Genomic DNA, 16,389 nt, shown 5'->3' on the forward strand with positions numbered 1-16,389 from the left:
GGGGGGGGGGGGGGCCGCGCCGCCCCGCGGCCGCCGGGGGGCCGCCCGGGGCGCGCGGGCGCCGCCCCCCCCCCCCCCCCCGCGGCCGGTCAGTCGGTCAGACGCACTTCAGCTCGCGGTTGACCAGGGCCATCCCGGCGACGTTGCCGCCGTCCATGGTGAACTCGTACTGCCAGCCCTGCTGGCCCTCCACCGGGAGGACGTACTTACCGCTCTTGGCCGCCTGCAGGCCCTTGGCGCCGTAGGCCTGCTGCAGGGCCTCCAGGGTGGCACCGGCGCCGATGCCCTCGGCCGTCCTCGCCTCGGCCGGGGCGACCAGCTCGCGCAGGCCGGCCGCGGCGAAGGAGACCCGGCCGGTGGCCAGGTACGCCTTCTCCTTGGTCTCCCGGGCCACCATCAGGTCGACGATGGACTGCGTCGCGTCCGCCATCAGCTTGGCGGTGGCGGCCGAGTCCTTGGCCGCGGCGGCCGAGCCGGCGGCGGCCGCCGCCGCGTCCTTCGCGGAGGCGTTCGGCGGCACGGTGCCCGCCGGGGCGGGCGCCTTGCCGGAGGCCGCGTCGGCCTTGGCGTTCAGGTCCTTGTAGCGGGCTTCGGTGGCCGCCTCCGCGGTCATCCGGGCCTGGTCGGGCGCCGGGCCGCCCTTGTAGACGAAGTCCGTGCAGCCGTCGAGCAGCGAGACCGGCGCGGTCTCCAGCGCGCCGGTGGCCAGGCCGGCGTCCTTCGTCGTGCCGGGCTTCAGGCCGCGGTAGCCGGCCGCCGAGAAGGCCTCCGGCCCCTTGGTCGTGGGCGCCGCCGAGGGCGCGCCGGCCGTCGCCGCCGCGCCGGCCCCGGCCGCGCCCTTCTTGTCGTCGGACGTGCAGGCTGCCGCTCCGGCGACCAGCAGCACCACCGAGATGCCCACGCCCACCGCGCGGACCGGAGCTCGGTTCTTCCCCATGTCGTGATCCCCCTTGATCGTTCGGGATCACCGTAGCGAAGGTCGGCCCACGATCCACAACCGGTTGCCGCGCGGTACGCGGAAGGGCCCGCGTCCGTGGACGCGGGCCCTTCCGTGCGGCTGTCCGTCAGCGCATCGAACCGGTGCGCAGCAGGGTGCGGATGACGCGCATCGCGACCGACAGGCTGGACAGCTCGTAGTTGTCCGAACCCCTTATGTCGTCGAGGGTGCTCTTGGCGCGGTTGAGCAGGGTGGCGTTGAGCTCCGCCCAGGCGGTGTAGCGCTCCTCCGGGGTGGCGCCGTCGGGGCCGCAGGCCAGGATGTCGGCGGTCAGCGCCGCGTGCGCCGCGAACAGGTCCTCGCGGATCGCGGCCCGGGCCATCGACGACCAGCGGTCGGTGCGGGGCAGCTCGATGATGCGGTCGAGCAGGTGCGAGATCTGCAGCCGGTCGCCCAGGTCGTAGTAGAGCTCGGCGACGTCGGCGACGTCCTTGCCGGAGCGGTCCGCGACCTCGGTGATGTCCAGGGTCGGGAAGACCGAGGAGAGGCCGGCGATCCGGGTGACCAGTTCCTCCGGCACCCCGGCCGCGGCGAGTTCGCCGTGGATGGACTCGAACCAGGCCAGGTCCTCGCCGCGGAGCGGCTTGGGCAGCGAGCCCCAGACCTGGTTGACCCGGTCGTGGAAGAACTCGATGGTCCCGGCGATGTCGAGCGGCTGGCGGCGGTTGTTGAGCATCCACCGGGTGGCGCGCTCGACCAGGCGGCGCGAGTGCAGGCGCATCTTGGTCTGCACCCGGGCCGGGACCCGGTTGTCCAGGCCCTCGATCTCGCCCCAGATCGTCTCCAGGCCGAAGACGGCCCGCGCGGCGGTGTGCGTCCGGGCGATCTCCTCGTAGGTCGCGCCGGTCTCCTCCTTCAGGCGGAAGGCGAAGGTGCAGCCACCGCGGTTGATCGTGTCGTTGACGATCAGCGTGGTGATGATCTCGCGGCGCAGCGCGTGGTTGTCGATCGCGTCGGCGAACCGGGCCCGCAGCGCGCTGGGGAAGTAGTCGTGCAGCGCGGTGCGGAAGTACGGGTCGTCGGGCAGGTCGGTGGCGAGCAGCTCGTCGGCCAGGATGATCTTGGTGTAGGCGAGCAGCACGGACATCTCGGGCTGGGAGAGCCCGCGGCCGTTCTGCTGGCGGTCACGGATCTGGCGCTCGGTGGGCAGGAACTCCAGCCCCCGGTCGAGACGGCCGGCCGCCTCGAAGCGGTTGATCATCCGCGCGTGGACGTTGACCATGCTGTGCGCCTGGGCGACGGCGTTGGCCAGCACCACGTTCTGCGCGTAGTTGTTGCGCAGCACCAGGTGGCCGACCTCGTCGGTCATCTCGGCCAGCAGGACGTTGCGCTGCTTGACCGTCATGTCGCCCTCGGCGACGACCTGGTTGAGCAGGATCTTGATGTTGACCTCGTGGTCCGAGGTGTCCACACCGGCCGAGTTGTCGATCGCGTCGGTGTTGATCCAGCCGCCGGTGCCCTCCGGGCCGCCGGTGGCCGCGTACTCGATGCGGCCGAGCTGGGTGCAGCCGAGGTTGCCGCCCTCGCCGATGACCCGGGCCCGGACCTGCTCGCCGTTGACGCGGATCGCGTCGTTGGCCTTGTCGCCGACCTCGGCGTTGGTCTCGGCGGAGGCCTTGACGTAGGTGCCGATGCCGCCGTTCCAGAACAGGTCGACCGGTGCCTGCAGGATCGCCTTCATCAGCTCGGCCGGGGTGAGCTTGCCCGTCTGGACGCCGAGGGCGGCCCGGGCCTGCGGGGTCAGCTGGATCGCCTTCGCCGAGCGGGGGTACACCCCGCCGCCGGCCGAGATCAGCGACTTGTCGTAGTCGTCCCAGGAGCTGCGCGGCAGGTCGAAGAGGCGGCGGCGCTCGGCGTACGAGGTGGCCGCGTCCGGGTTGGGGTCGATGAAGATGTGGCGGTGGTCGAAGGCGGCGACCAGGCGGATGTGCTCGCTGAGCAGCATGCCGTTGCCGAAGACGTCGCCGGACATGTCGCCGATGCCGATGACGGTGAAGTCCTCGGACTGGGTGTCGACGCCGAGCTCGCGGAAGTTGCGCTTGACCGACTCCCAGGCGCCGCGGGCGGTGATGCCCATGCCCTTGTGGTCGTAGCCGGCCGAGCCGCCGGAGGCGAACGCGTCGCCCAGCCAGAAGCCGTACGACTCCGCGACGCCGTTGGCGATGTCGGAGAAGGTCGCGGTGCCCTTGTCGGCGGCGACGACCAGGTAGGTGTCGTCCTCGTCGTGGCGGACCACGTCGGCCGGGTGGACGACCGCGCCGCCGACCAGGTTGTCGGTGATGTCGAGCAGTGCCGAGATGAAGGTCTTGTACGAGGAGATGCCCTCGGCCAGCCAGGCGTCGCGGTCCACCGACGGGTCCGGCAGCTGCTTGGCGACGAAGCCGCCCTTGGCGCCGACCGGCACGATGACGGTGTTCTTGACCATCTGCGCCTTGACCAGGCCCAGGATCTCGGTGCGGAAGTCCTCGCGCCGGTCGGACCAGCGCAGACCGCCGCGGGCGACCTTGCCGAAGCGCAGGTGCACGCCCTCGACCTGCGGGGAGTAGACCCAGATCTCGAACGCCGGGCGCGGGGCCGGCAGGTCCGGGACGGCCTTCGGGTCGAACTTCATCGACACGTAGGAGTGCCACTCGCCGTCGGCGGCGTGCTGGAAGAAGTTGGTCCGCAGGGTGGCCTTGATGAGGTTCAGGAAGGAGCGCAGGATGCGGTCCTCGTCCAGCGAGACGACCTCGTCGAGGGCCCCGGTCAGCTCCTCCAGGATGCCCTCGGTCAGCTCCAGGGCGCCCGAGCGGTGGCTCGGGCTCAGCCGCGCCTCGAACAGGTTGACCAGCAGGCGGGTGGTGTGGGTGTTGTTGCGGAGCGCGTCCTCCATGTAGTCCTGGGAGAACGTGGAGCCCGCCTGGCGAAGGTACTTGGCGTACGCGCGGAGCATCATCGCCTGGCGCCAGGTCAGCCCGGCGGTCAGCACCAGCTCGTTGAAGCCGTCGTTCTCGGCCTTGCCCGTCCAGGTGGCGGCGAAGGTCTCCTGGAAGCGGTCGCGGGCCTCGTCGGTGAGCTCGGTGGCCTCGCGCAGCTTCAGACCGAAGTCGTAGACCCACGCCGTGGTGCCGTCGGAGCGGCGCAGCGCGTACGGGTGCTCGTCGAGCACCTCGACGCCCAGGCGCTGGAGCACCGGCAGGACCTCGGTGAGCGAGATCGGGCCGCCGACCCGGTAGATCTTGAAGCGGCGCTCGTCGTCGCCGGCGCCGACGGGCTGGTACAGGTTCAGGCGGAAGTCGCCCTCGCCGTGCAGCGACTCGATCTGCTTGATGTCGGAGACGGCGGTGCGCGGCGGGAAGTCGGCGCGGTAGCCGTCGGGGAAGGCGTTGGCGTACTTGTGGCCGAGTTCGGCGGCCTTCTCCTCGCCGAGCTCCAGGTGCAGCTGGTCGTGGAAGCCGTCCATCCAGAACCGGGCGGCCTCGGCCAGTCGGTTCTCGATCCGCTCGATGTCGGAGTCGGTGAGCCGGGGCAGCTCGGTGCCCGGGGCGACCCGGACCACGAAGTGCAGGCGGGTCAGCACCGACTCGGTGGCGTACACCGTGTAGTCGATGGTGGCGCCGTTCAGCTCTTCCTTGAGGATGTCGGTGAGCAGCAGCCGGATCCGCGTGGTGTAGCGGTCGCGCGGCAGGTAGATGAAGGCGGAGAAGTAGCGCCCGTACTCGTCCTGACGCAGGAAGAGGCGCAGCTTACGGCGCTCCTGCAGGTAGAGCACGCTGGTGGCGATGGAGAGCAGCTCGGAGGCCGGGGTCTGGAAGATCTCGTCCCGCGGGAAGGTCTCCATGATCTGCAGCAGGTCGCGGCCGTCGTGGCTCTCGCCGGAGAAGCCGGAGTCCTCCAGCACGGCCTGGACCTTGCGGCGCACGACCGGGATGCGGGTGACCGACTCGGTGTAGGCCGCGGAGGAGAACAGGCCGAGGAAGCGGCGCTCGCCGATCGGCTCACCGGCGGCGTTGAACTTCTTCACGCCGACGTAGTCCAGGTAGGCCGGGCGGTGCACGGTGGCACGGCTGTTGGCCTTGGTCAGGACGAGCAGCTTCTTCTCGTGGGCCTTGGCGCGCACCGGCGCGGAGAGCCGGCCGAAGGCCTCGCTGACCGAGTGGTGGCGGTCGTCGTGGCTGTGCGGGTCGGAGCGCAGGATGCCGAGGCCGGTCCCGGCGACGGCCTTGAGGACCTCCTCGCCCTCGTGCTCGACCAGGTCGTACTCGCGGTAGCCGAGGAAGGTGAAGTGGTCGTCGGCGAGCCAGCGCATCAGCTCCCAGGCCTCGCCGACCTCCTGCTCGGGCAGGCCGGCCGGGGGCTCCTCGGCCAGTTCGTCGGCCAGGCGCAGCGCGCTCTCGCGCATCTTGGCCCAGTCCTCGACGACCTCGCGGACGTCGCCGAGCACGCGGCGCAGGTTGCCCTCGATGGTGCGCAGGTCGTCGCGGTCGGTCTCGCGGTCGATCTCGATGTGCATCCACGACTCGACGGTCGCGTCGGCGGGCCACTCGGTGCCGGCGGCCTGGCTGCGGGAGCAGGCGTCGACGTCCAGGATCTCCAGCAGCTTGCCGGTGATGTCACGGCGGACGACCAGCTGGGGGTGGATCACGATGTGGATGCCGCGGTCCTGGCGGGACAGCTCGTTGGTGACGGAGTCGACCAGGAAGGACATGTCGTCCGTGACGACCTCGACGACCGTGTGGCCGCAGGACCAGCCGTTCTCCTCGACCGAGGGGGTGTAGACCCGCACCTCGGCGGTGCCCTGCGGGCGCTTGAGGCCCAGGCGGTAGTGGGAGGCGGCCGCGCCGTAGACGTCGACCGGGTCGCGGTCGACCAGGTCCTCGGGCGCGGTGTGGAGGTAGTAGTGGTGCAGGTACGCGGTCAGAGCGCCGTTGCTCAGACCCTCCCCCGGCGCCGCTCCCCCCACCTGGCTGTTCTCAGCGGCTGCGGCTGCCTTCTTGAGCAGTTCGGCCTTGGCTGCGTCCAGCTTGGTCTGCATGACTTCTTGGCTCCTGTCGCGCGCCGTTGCGTGACTCGGTTGGTGTGTGGGTGTACACCGACGGGTCAGCCGCAATCCTGCCGCACTATCCGACTGAAAGGGGCTCATGGCGCGCATGAAACGTCCTCCCAGTGGGTAGGACGACACGTTCGTCCTGCAAGCCACCCGACGACGCCAGCCAGCCTAACCGGATCAATCGAAGGTGGACAGGGACGGGGAGGCGCAAACCTGCAGGATGTCGGGTCCGTCCTGGACAGCATGTCCAAACCGGAGGCTCATGTTCACTCTCGGCCCATGTGCGGGTACCGGTGCCGGGTCGGAGGTACGAAGGACTCCTTGATCGACCGCGCCGAGGTCCACCGCAGGAGGTTCTGGGCGGCACCGGCCTTGTCGTTGGTGCCGGAGGCCCGGCCCCCGCCGAAGGGCTGCTGGCCGACGACGGCGCCGGTGGGTTTGTCGTTGATGTAGAAGTTCCCGGCGGCGAACCGCAGCTCCTCGACGGCCTGGGCGATGGCGTAACGATCCTGCGCGATCACCGAGCCGGTCAGGCCGTACGGTGCCCCGCCGTCGACCCGGCGGAGGACGTCGTCCCAGCGGGAGTCCTCGTACACGTGGACGGCGAGGATCGGCCCGAAGTACTCGGTCCGGAAGATCTCGCCCCGGTGGTCCGAGGAGACCAGGACGGTCGGCCGGACGAACCAGCCGATCGCGTCGTCGTACTGGCCGCCGGCCGCCAGCTCGACCGTCGGGTCCACCTTGGCGCGCTCGATGGCGTCCCGGTTCCGTTCGAAGGCGCGCCGGTCGATCAGGGCGCCCATGAAGTTGGACAGGTCGGTGACGTCGCCCACCGCGAGCGCGTCCACCTCCGCCAGGAAGTCGTCCTTGATCCTCTGCCAGAGGCTGCGCGGCAGGTAGGCCCGGGACAGCGCGGAGCACTTCTGGCCCTGGTACTCGAAGGCGCCGCGGAGCAGCGCGGTCCTCAGGATCTCCGGGTCGGCCGAGCGGTGGGCCAGCAGGAAGTCCTTGCCGCCGGTCTCGCCGACGATCCTCGGGTAGGTGCGGTAGCCGCCGATGTTGGCGCCGACGGTCTGCCACAGCGACTGGAAGGTGGCGGTGGAGCCGGTGAAGTGCAGCCCGGCGAGCGCCGGGTCGGCCAGCGCGACCGGCGAGACCTGCAAGCCGTCGCCGGTGACCATGTTGATCACCCCGGGCGGCAGGCCGGCCGCCTCCAGCAGCCGCATCAGGTGGTGGGCGGCCAGGGTCTGGGTCGGCGCGGGCTTCCAGACCACGGTGTTGCCCATCAGCGCGGGCGCGGTGGGCAGGTTGCCGGCGATCGCGGTGAAGTTGAACGGGGTCACCGCGTAGACGAAGCCCTCCAGCGGGCGGTGGTCGGTGCGGTTCCACACGCCGGGCGAGGAGATCGGCTGGTCGGCCAGGATCCGCCGGGCGAAGTGGACGTTGAACCGCCAGAAGTCGATCAACTCGCAGGCGGAGTCGATCTCGGCCTGCTGCGCGGTCTTGGACTGGCCGAGCATGGTGGCCGCGTTGAGCGTCTCCCGCCAGGGCCCGGCGAGCAGGTCGGCGGCGCGCAGGAAGACCGCCGCCCGGTCGTCGAAGGAGAGCGAGCGCCACTGCCGCCCGGCGGCCAGCGCGGCGTCCACCGCGGCCCTGGCGTCCTCCCGGGTGGCGTTGCCGAGCACGCCGAGCTTGGCCGCGTGGTGGTGCGGCTGCACGACCTCGATCCGCTCGCCGCCGCCGAAGCGCTGCTCACCGCCGATGGTCATCGGCAGCGGGACCTGCTCGGCCGCCAGCTCGTCCAGCCGGCGGACCAGCCGGTCCCGCTCCGCACTGCCGGGTGCGTACCCGTGCACCGGCTCGTTGACCGGGGTCGGCACCTCGGTGACTGCGTCGATGGGCATGGCGGCTCCGTCCTGCTGGTTGCTCGGCTGTCGGTCCAGCCTGACCAGCGACGGCCCGGTCCGCCCGCTCAGACACGCGGACGGCGGACGTGGCGCCCGCCACTGCGGTCACGCCCGGGGGGCTCAGCGGGTGAGCCGGCCCGCCAGGTCGACCGCCTCGGCCAGGGTGTCCACCACGGGCACGCCGACCGGCTCCAGCTTCTCCCGGGTGTGCGAGCCGCCGGTGTACAGCACCGCCCGCGCGCCCACGCTCAGCGCCGCCAGGGCGTCGTCCGCGGCGTCGCCGATGAGGACCGTACGGGCCGGGTCCACCTGCTCGCCGAGCGCGGCCAGATGCCGCACCAGGTGCTCCGCCTTCTGCCCGCCGGCCGGGCCGCTGCGGCCGTCCACCCGCAGGAAGTGGCCGGTCAGGCCGAAGGTCTCGACCAGCGGCACCAGCTTGTCGTGCACGTACAGCGACAGCAGCGACTGACTGTGCCCGGCCGCCTGCCAGTCGGCCATCAGCTCGCGGGCGCCGTCGGTCAGCCCGCAGGACGGGCTCAGCTCGCGGTAGCGGTCGTGGAAGGCGCCGTCCAGCTCCAGCCACTCCTGCGCGGAGGGCTCCCGGCCGAGCAGCCGCTGGTAGAAGCGCGGGATCGGGATCTCGTACTGCTCCCGGTACTCCTGCAGGCTCATCGGCCCGACGCCGATGGTCGCGAACGCGGCGTTGCTCGCCCCGAGCACCGCTTCCATGTCGTGGAAGAGGGTGCCGTTCCAGTCCCAAACGATGTGAGTGCGCACGGGGAACAACGGTAACGCCGGGCACCGACGCGCCGGTAGGGCGGAACTCACGCACCCGCCCCACCCGGCTCGCCGGGCGTGCGCCCGGGGCGCCGGGGCGCACGGGCGGCCGGTGTGCCGGCTCAGGCGAACAGCGCGGGGATCTCCTGGGTCGCGAACCAGAGCAGGTCGTGGTCCTCGGCGCCGTCCACGGTGAACTGGGCGTCCTGGTCGCCCGCGTCGGCCGCGGCCACCGCCGCCACCGCGGCGGCGACGTCCGTGACCACCTCGTCGTCGGACACGTCCGCGTGCACCGCGGCCGCCTTGGCCAGCCGCACCGGGCCGGCCAGCACCACCCGGCCGAGCGAGGCCTGGTCCTGGTACTCGTCGCCGGGGAACGGCCGCACGGACGCGTCGGCCACGTCCAGCGCCACCACGACCCGGCGGCGCGGGGCGTCCGGGTCGGCGGCCAGCAGCCGCAGGGAGGACTGCGCGGCCCGGTTGAGCGCCGCGTACTCCAGTTCCTCGATGTCGTCGCTGACGTACCACTCGCGCAGCGCGGGGGTCACGGCGTACGCCGCGGACTGCTCCAGGGCGCCGCCCTCGTGCGCCGCCGCCAGGCCGGTCAGGGTGGTGGGCACGTACACGCGCATCGGTGGCACTCTCCGGTTCGATCCAGCGGGCTTCGTCCAGCGGAACGGATTCTCCAGCGCCCCAAGAATAAGCTCCGCGGGGCTCCCGTGATCACCCCCGGTCCGGGCCCGGTCACCGTGCGGCCCGCAGCGCCTCCCGGCTGGTGCGCAGCGCGCATTCCAGGACGGCTCCGCGACGGGCCGGGTCCATCATGTTCGGGCCCATCACCGCCAGGTCCGCCAGGGTCGGCGCGAGCAGCCGCACCCGGACGCCCTCGGCCCGCAGCAGCGCGGCCTCGCGCAGCAGCTGCCGGGTGACGGCGCGGCGGTAGCGGCTGACCAGCTGGGCCAGTACGCCGCGCGGGCGGTCCCGGTCACGCCACTCGCGCAGCGCGGCCAGGGTGTCGCGCCCGCGTCCGGCCGCACCGGCCGCCGCGGCGCGCCCGGCCCTCGCGGGCCCGGGGTCCAGCCGCAGGGCCATCGGGGCCAGCACGTACACCTCGTCCAGGCCGCGGCCGAGCATCAGGTCGGCGTTGGTGGCCGACCAGCAGCCGCCGTCCACGTACGCCGAACCGTTCAGGCGCACCGGCGCGAACCAGCCGGGGATGGCGCAGGAGGCCATCACGGCGTCGGCGACCGCGACCGCCGGGGCGTCCGGGTCGCCGAAGACCACCCGGTGGCCGCTGCGGTAGTCCACGGCCGCCACCCGCAGCGGTGAGCCCGCCGCCGGCACCGTCGTGCCACCCGCGCCGGGGACGGCCCGCTCCACGTCCCCCTCCGGGTCCGCGACCGGGTCCGGGTCCGGGTCCGGGTCCGGGTCCGGATCCGGCCAGCCGGCCGGGCCGAGCAGCCCGCGCACCAGCTCGCCGACCGGGGCCAGCGAGCCGCGGCCGTGCGGCGCCATCGCCGAGACCATGGTCAGCAACGGGTACTCGCGCGGGTGCCGGACGGCGTCGCGCAGCAGGCCCGGCGAGCCGATGCCGGCCCGCGGCCTGGGCGGCAGCGCACCGCCGACCGCGGTGTCGTAGTCGAAGGCGAGCCCGGCCAGCGGGCCGTCGGCGACCGGCAGGCCGCGCTGGTGGTCGCGCAGCTGTTCGGGGTGGACGCCGCCGGACAGCATCGCGGCGAGGATCGCGCCCGCCGAGGTGCCGAGCAGGACGTCGGCGTCGCCGGGCCGGCGCCCGGTGGCCTCCTCGACGGCGCACAGCGCGCCGACCGTCCAGGCCGCGCCGAGCATCCCGCCGCCGCCCAGCACCAGGCCCCGCCGGGGTGCGCCCCCGGCGCGCGGCGCGGCGCCCGCGACCGTCGGGGCCGGCACCGCTGCTGCTACCCGTGTCGTCGTCATTCCGCCCGCCCGTCGTCCTGGGGGCGTCGTCGGCTCCCCGCGGTTCCCGGTCAGGCTCCGATGGTGCGCGCCGGGGCGGGACGGCGCAATGCGACGCCCCGGCGCCGCCACCCGGTCCGCCCAGTCGGACCGTCCCCTTTCGAGCCGTACGAACGGCTCCCGGCCGTCAACCCGGTGCCCTCCGACAGCCGCCCCGACCCGTCACCACACTGGCCGATTCACCCGGATAGGTGAATCCGGGAGCGGGCTCCGACCGCTCCGGAAAGGCGTTGCCGCGCCACGGGCGGCGCCCCCAGCCTGGACCCGTCCGTACCCGTACCACCCCGTCGAGGAGCCACCGTGACCACCCACCCCGCCACCCGCCCGCCCCGCCGCCCGCGCACCGTCGGCGGCGCCTGCGACCCGGCCGGGCGCCACCCCCGGCACCCGCGCACCGCCTGCGCCGGCGCCGGCGCCCCCACCGCCGACCCCCGGGCGCTGGCCTCCCGCTTCGCCCACCAGCTGGTCGAGGTGCTCACCGGCGCGCGGCCCTCCGGGCAACTGATGCGGCACACCAGCCTGGACGGCTACGGGCAGCTCGCCTCGCTGGTCCGGACGGGCGCGCTGCGCCGCGGCGGGGCCGCCGACCGGCCCCGGCTCGGCCCGGTGCACGACCGCTCGCCCTCGCCCGACGCGGTCGAGGCCTGCGTCCGGGTCGACCTGGGCCGCCGGCACCACATGGTGGCCTTCCGGCTGGAGCAGCGCGGCCCGGCCGGGCAGTGGCAGTGCACCGCCGTGGAGGCCCGGTGACCGCACGCGACCGGGGGACGGCGCAGGGCGCCGCCCCCGTCCGGGAGCGGCGCCCTGTGCGGCGTCCTGCCTGGTGTCCCGCGGCCCCTGCGGGCCGCGCGGCCGGCTCAGGCCTTGCGGCGGCGGCCCTTGGCCGACTTGGCGGCCTTGCGGCGCTCGGCGCGGGTCATCCCGTCGCCCTCGTCCTCCGGCGCGAGGTCCTCGAAGTCGCCCTCGACCACACCGCCGCCGACCTCCTCCGAGGGGGCCGTGTAGTGCAGCCGCTGCGGCTTCGGGGCCTCCAGGCCCTTGGCCTTGATCTCCGGGCGGGCGGCGTCCTTCTCCAGCTTGTCGAGCACCACCTGGGCGTCCTCGACCGGGACCTCCTCGACCTGCTGCTCGACCTGGACCTCCAGGTTGAACAGGTAGCCGACGGACTCCTCCTTGATGCCCTCCATCATCGCGGTGAACATGTCGAAGCCCTCGCGCTGGTACTCGACCAGCGGGTCGCGCTGCGCCATGGCCCGCAGGCCGATGCCCTCCTGGAGGTAGTCCATCTCGTAGAGGTGCTCGCGCCAGCGGCGGTCCAGCACCGACAGCACGACCCGGCGCTCCAGCTCGCGCATGATCTCCTCGCCGAGCTGGTCCTCACGGGCGCCGTACTGCGCCTGGATGTCCTCCTGGACGACCTTGACCAGGAACTCGGGGGTCAGGCCGGCCGGACCGCCGACCTCCTCCTCCAGCTCCGCCAGGTCCAGGGCGACCGGGTAGAGCTGCTTGAGCGCGGTCCAGAGCTTGTCCAGGTCCCAGTCGTCCTCGAAGCCCTCGCCGGTGGCCGCCTTGACGTAGGCCTCGACGGTGTCGTCCATGAAGTGGCCGACCTGCTCCTGCAGGTCCTCGCCCTCCAGCACGCGGCGGCGCTCGCCGTAGATGACCTCGCGCTGGCGGTTGAGCACCTCGTCGTACTTGAGGACGTTCTTGCGGATCTCGAAGTTCTGCTGCTCGACCTGGGTCTGCGCGGAGGCGATCGCGCGGGTGACCATCTTGGACTCGATCGGCACGTCCTCGGGCACGTTGGCCATCGAGAGCACGCGCTCGACCATGCCGGCCTTGAACAGGCGCATCAGGTCGTCGCCCAGCGACAGGTAGAAGCGGGACTCGCCCGGGTCGCCCTGACGGCCGGAGCGGCCGCGCAGCTGGTTGTCGATCCGGCGGGACTCGTGCCGCTCGGTGCCGAGGACGTAGAGGCCGCCGGCCTCCTTGACCTCGTCCTGCTCGGCCTTGACCGAGACCTTGGCCTTCTCCAGGGCGGCCGGGAAGGAGGCCTCGTACTCGTCCGGGGTGTCGGTCGGGGTGAGCCCGCGCTGCGCCAGCTCGGCGGCGGCCAGGTGGTCGGCGTTGCCGCCCAGCATGATGTCGGTGCCGCGGCCGGCCATGTTGGTGGCGACGGTCACGGCGCCCTTGCGGCCGGCCTGCGCGACGATCTGCGCCTCGCGCTCGTGGTGCTTGGCGTTCAGCACCTCGTGCGGGATGCCGCGCTTGCGCAGCTCCTGCGACAGGTACTCGGACTTCTCGACCGACACGGTGCCGACCAGCACCGGCTGGCCCTTCTCGTGCTTCTCGGCGATGTCCTCGACCACGGCGGCGAACTTGGCCGGCTCCGACTTGTAGATCAGGTCGGGCTGGTCGATGCGCAGCGGCGTCTTGTTGGTCGGGATCGGCACCACGCCGAGCTTGTAGATCTGGTGGAACTCGGCGGCCTCGGTGGTGCCGGTACCGGTCATGCCCGCGAGCTTGCTGTACAGGCGGAAGAAGTTCTGCAGGGTGATGGTGGCCAGGGTCTGGTTCTCGTTCTGGACCTCCACCCCCTCCTTGGCCTCGATCGCCTGGTGCATGCCCTCGTTGTAGCGGCGGCCGGCCAGGATGCGGCCGGTGTGTTCGTCGACGATCATGACTTCGCCGTTCATGACGACGTAGTCCTTGTCCGCCTTGTACAGCTCCTTGGCCTTGATGGCGTTGTTCAGGAAGCCGACCAGCGGGGTGTTCACCGACTCGTAGAGGTTGTCGATGCCGAGGTAGTCCTCGACCCGGCTGACGCCGTCCTCCAGGATGCCGACGGTGCGCTTCTTCTCGTCGACCTCGTAGTCGCGGTCGATCTTCAGGCGCTGCACCAGCTTGGCGAAGTCGGCGTACCACTTGGTCGCCTGGTCGGCCGGGCCGGAGATGATCAGCGGGGTGCGGGCCTCGTCGATGAGGATCGAGTCGACCTCGTCGACGACCGCGAAGTTGTGGCCGCGCTGGACGAGTTCGTCCTTAGACCAGGCCATGTTGTCGCGCAGGTAGTCGAAGCCGAACTCGTTGTTGGTGCCGTACGTGATGTCCATCCCGTACTGGACCTTGCGCTCGGCGGGCGTCATGTTCCCGAGGATCACGCCGACTTCGAGACCGAGGAAGCGGTGCACCCGGCCCATCCACTCCGAGTCGCGCTCGGCGAGGTAGTCGTTGACGGTGATCAGGTGGACGCCCTTGCCGGTCAGCGCGTTCAGGTACGCCGGGAGGGTGCCGACGAGGGTCTTGCCCTCACCGGTGCGCATCTCGGCGACGTACCCGTGGTGCAGGGCCGCGCCACCCATGAGCTGGACGTCGTAGTGCCGCTGGCCGAGCACGCGCTTGGCGGCCTCGCGGACGGTGGCGAACGCCTCGGGGAGGATGTCGTCCAGGCTCTCGCCGTCCGCGATCCGCTGCTTGTACTCGTCGGTCAGCGCGCGCAGCTCGGCGTCGGTGAGGTTGACGAAGTCCTCTTCGATGGAGTTGACCTGGGCAGCAATCCGCTGCAGCTTGCGAAGGATCTTGCCCTCGCCGGCGCGCAGGATCTTGTCGAAGACGGACACTTGAGCGGGCTCCTTGCCTGTATTGGCACTGGACGACTGCACGGGGGGTCCACCCCACCGCACGGGCCATCGTATGCGAGGAGTCCAATGCCCCGGGAGGTGCGTCAGCACGGTATTCCCGTGTCACCCGCGCGAGCACATGACCCGATAGCACCGTCCACCGGGACAAAAGGGTCGGCAGGTCCAGGAGTTGGCCGCATATTCGGATGCCCGCTTTCCGTGCACGGCGGAATAATCCGTTCATGGCGGAAACCCTCACCGAACCGGTCACCCTCACCACCGAGCGCCTCGTCCTGCGGGCCCCGCGGGAATCGGACGTCGACACCGTCTTCGCTGCCTGCCAGGACCCGGAGATCCAGCGCTGGACGGTGGTTCCCTCTCCGTACCGGCGCGAGGACGCGGAGTTCTTCGTACGCGATCTCGCCACCGAGGGCTGGCGCACCGGCGCGAACCGGATCTGGTGCGTGTTCGAGCGCGGATCCGGCGCCCTGGTCGGTTCCCAGGGGCTGGTCCTGCGCGAGAACGACCCGGGCTGCGCCGAGATCGGCTGGTGGGCCGTGAAGGAGTTCCGCGGCCGCGGCTACACGACCGAGGCCGCCCGAGCGGTCTCCCGCTTCGGTCTGCGCGAGCTCGGCCTGCGCCGCCTGGAGTGGCAGGCCTACGTCGGCAACGACGGCTCCCGCGCGGTCGCCGAGCGGGCCGGCTACCGCTTCGAGGGCACGCTGCGCTCGTACGCCGAGCAGCGCGGCGTCTTCCACGACGCCTGGGTCGCCTCGCTGCTGCCCTCCGACCTGGGCTGAGGACGGGCCCGGGGCCGCTGTCGGTGCCCCGGACTACGCTCGCCGGCATGACCGCCGCAGCCGCGCCCAGCACCCCCGTCACCGTCCTGAGCGCCGACGAAGCCCGCCGGATCGCCCTGCGCGCCCAGGGGCTGCTCGGCGCGCCCGACCGCCGGGCCGGGGTGCGCGGGGTGCTGCGGCACCTGGGCGCCGTCCAGCTGGACACCATCTCGGTGCTCGCCCGTTCCCACGAGCTGGTGCCGTACGCCCGCCTCGGCGCGGTCGGCCGCCCGGCGGTCGAGGCGGCGTACTGGGGCGGCGGCACGAGCTTCGAGTACTGGTCGCACGCGGCCTGCGTCCTGCCGGTCGAGGAGTGGCCGCTGTTCGCCTTCCGGCGCCGCCACTACCGCGCCCGCGGCCACCTGTGGGGAGGCCACCAGGTCACGCCCGAGACCTACCGCCTGGTGCTCGACAAGCTGCGCGCCGAGGGACCGTTGACCTCGACCGAGCTGGGCGGCGCCAAGAAGACCGCCGAGTGGTGGGACTGGTCCGACACCAAGATCGCGGTCGAACGGGCGCTGGCCTTCGGCGACGTGGTCTGCACCGAGCGCCGGAGCTGGAAGCGGGTCTACGCGCTGGCCGAACAGGCCGTCCCGGACGCGCTGTTCGGCCAGGAGCCGTCGGACGAGGAGTGCGTGCGCACGCTGGTCGGCCAGGCCGGCGCCGCACTCGGAGTGGCCACCCGGGCCGACCTCCAGGACTACCACCGTCTGCGCGCCGAGCAGTTGGACGCGGTGCTCGCCGACTCCGGGCTCGTCCCCGTCGAGGTGGCCGGCTGGGGCCCGGACGGCGCCCCGGCCCCCGCCTGGGCCGACCCGGCCGCCCTGGCCACCACCCCGCGCGGGCGCCACCGCACCACGCTGCTCTCGCCGTTCGACTCGCTGGTCTGGGACCGCCCGCGGACGGAGCGGATCTTCGCCATGGAGCACCGGCTGGAGGCCTACACCCCCAAGCACAAGCGGGTGCACGGCTACTTCGCGATGCCGCTGCTGGCCGGCGGCCGGCTGGTCGGCCGGGTCGACCCGGCCCGCGAGGGCCGCACCCTGGTCGCCCGGCAGATCTCGCTCACCGGGGACCGGGGGCGGGACGCCCGGTACGTCGAGCCGCTGGCGACGGCCCTGCGCGAGGCGGCCTCCTGGGTCGGCTGCGACACCGTGCGGGTCGGGGCGCTGCACGACGAGCGGCTGCGCCCGGCCCTGGAGAAGCTGCTGGCGTGAGCGCGGCC

Annotated in this window: 10 protein-coding genes; 3 read left to right on the plus strand and 7 right to left on the minus strand. The window is 72.5% G+C overall.

Annotated elements, in window-relative coordinates:
- Positions 1-97: 97 nt before the first annotated feature.
- The 6 genes from ACFV0O_RS38180 to ACFV0O_RS38205 all read right to left on the minus strand — a co-directional run bounded on the left by ACFV0O_RS38180 (position 98) and on the right by ACFV0O_RS38205 (position 10,666).
- Positions 98-937, minus strand: coding sequence for a hypothetical protein (locus tag ACFV0O_RS38180; RefSeq protein ID WP_380348916.1), 840 nt, complete (start codon positions 935-937; stop codon positions 98-100).
- 127 nt (positions 938-1,064) lie between these two features.
- Positions 1,065-6,011, minus strand: a complete 4,947-nt coding sequence (locus ACFV0O_RS38185; RefSeq protein ID WP_380348918.1) for an NAD-glutamate dehydrogenase — start codon at positions 6,009-6,011, stop codon at positions 1,065-1,067.
- A gap of 281 nt (positions 6,012-6,292) precedes the next feature.
- Positions 6,293-7,924, minus strand: a complete 1,632-nt coding sequence (pruA, locus tag ACFV0O_RS38190) for an L-glutamate gamma-semialdehyde dehydrogenase (protein ID WP_380348945.1) — start codon at positions 7,922-7,924, stop codon at positions 6,293-6,295.
- A gap of 129 nt (positions 7,925-8,053) precedes the next feature.
- Entirely contained in the window at positions 8,054-8,710 is a 657-nt protein-coding gene (locus tag ACFV0O_RS38195) for an HAD family hydrolase (protein ID WP_380348920.1), read from the minus strand.
- Positions 8,711-8,832: 122 nt separating this feature from the next.
- Positions 8,833-9,342, minus strand: a complete 510-nt coding sequence (locus ACFV0O_RS38200; protein WP_360253495.1) for a DUF6912 family protein — start codon at positions 9,340-9,342, stop codon at positions 8,833-8,835.
- A 112-nt stretch (positions 9,343-9,454) separates the two neighbouring features.
- The gene (locus ACFV0O_RS38205; RefSeq protein WP_380348922.1) at positions 9,455-10,666 is read right to left on the minus strand and encodes a patatin-like phospholipase family protein; all 1,212 of its coding nucleotides are present in this window, start codon (positions 10,664-10,666) and stop codon (positions 9,455-9,457) included.
- Positions 10,667-11,005: 339 nt separating this feature from the next.
- Between ACFV0O_RS38205 and ACFV0O_RS38210 the strand changes: the two genes are divergently transcribed.
- Complete coding sequence (locus ACFV0O_RS38210) at positions 11,006-11,455, plus strand: Rv3235 family protein (RefSeq protein ID WP_380348924.1); 450 nt, start codon at positions 11,006-11,008, stop codon at positions 11,453-11,455.
- Positions 11,456-11,562: 107 nt separating this feature from the next.
- Here the strand turns inward: ACFV0O_RS38210 and secA are convergent, their stop codons facing one another.
- Positions 11,563-14,325 (minus strand): preprotein translocase subunit SecA, encoded by a 2,763-nt coding sequence (gene secA / locus ACFV0O_RS38215; protein WP_380348926.1) that lies wholly within the window; start codon positions 14,323-14,325, stop codon positions 11,563-11,565.
- 242 nt (positions 14,326-14,567) lie between these two features.
- Between secA and ACFV0O_RS38220 the strand changes: the two genes are divergently transcribed.
- Both ACFV0O_RS38220 and ACFV0O_RS38225 read left to right on the plus strand, forming a co-directional pair.
- Positions 14,568-15,125, plus strand: a complete 558-nt coding sequence (locus ACFV0O_RS38220) for a GNAT family N-acetyltransferase (protein ID WP_380348927.1) — start codon at positions 14,568-14,570, stop codon at positions 15,123-15,125.
- 47 nt (positions 15,126-15,172) lie between these two features.
- Positions 15,173-16,381 (plus strand): winged helix-turn-helix domain-containing protein, encoded by a 1,209-nt coding sequence (locus ACFV0O_RS38225; protein ID WP_380348929.1) that lies wholly within the window; start codon positions 15,173-15,175, stop codon positions 16,379-16,381.
- Positions 16,382-16,389 lie beyond the last annotated feature (8 nt).

Source organism: Kitasatospora sp. NPDC059577 (assembly GCF_042735475.1).
In the GTDB taxonomy this organism is placed as follows: Bacteria; Actinomycetota; Actinomycetes; order Streptomycetales; family Streptomycetaceae; genus Kitasatospora.

What these genes read in the sequence shown, in the direction of transcription:
- ACFV0O_RS38180 (WP_380348916.1), bottom strand. Translation starts at nt 937, where the DNA reads ATGGGGAAGAACCGAGCTCCGGTCCGCGCGGTGGGCGTGGGCATCTCG.
- ACFV0O_RS38200 (WP_360253495.1), bottom strand. Translation starts at nt 9,342, where the DNA reads ATGCGCGTGTACGTGCCCACCACCCTGACCGGCCTGGCGGCGGCGCAC.
- ACFV0O_RS38225 (WP_380348929.1), top strand. Translation starts at nt 15,173, where the DNA reads ATGACCGCCGCAGCCGCGCCCAGCACCCCCGTCACCGTCCTGAGCGCC.
- ACFV0O_RS38205 (WP_380348922.1), bottom strand. Translation starts at nt 10,666, where the DNA reads ATGACGACGACACGGGTAGCAGCAGCGGTGCCGGCCCCGACGGTCGCG.
- ACFV0O_RS38185 (WP_380348918.1), bottom strand. Translation starts at nt 6,011, where the DNA reads ATGCAGACCAAGCTGGACGCAGCCAAGGCCGAACTGCTCAAGAAGGCA.
- ACFV0O_RS38220 (WP_380348927.1), top strand. Translation starts at nt 14,568, where the DNA reads ATGGCGGAAACCCTCACCGAACCGGTCACCCTCACCACCGAGCGCCTC.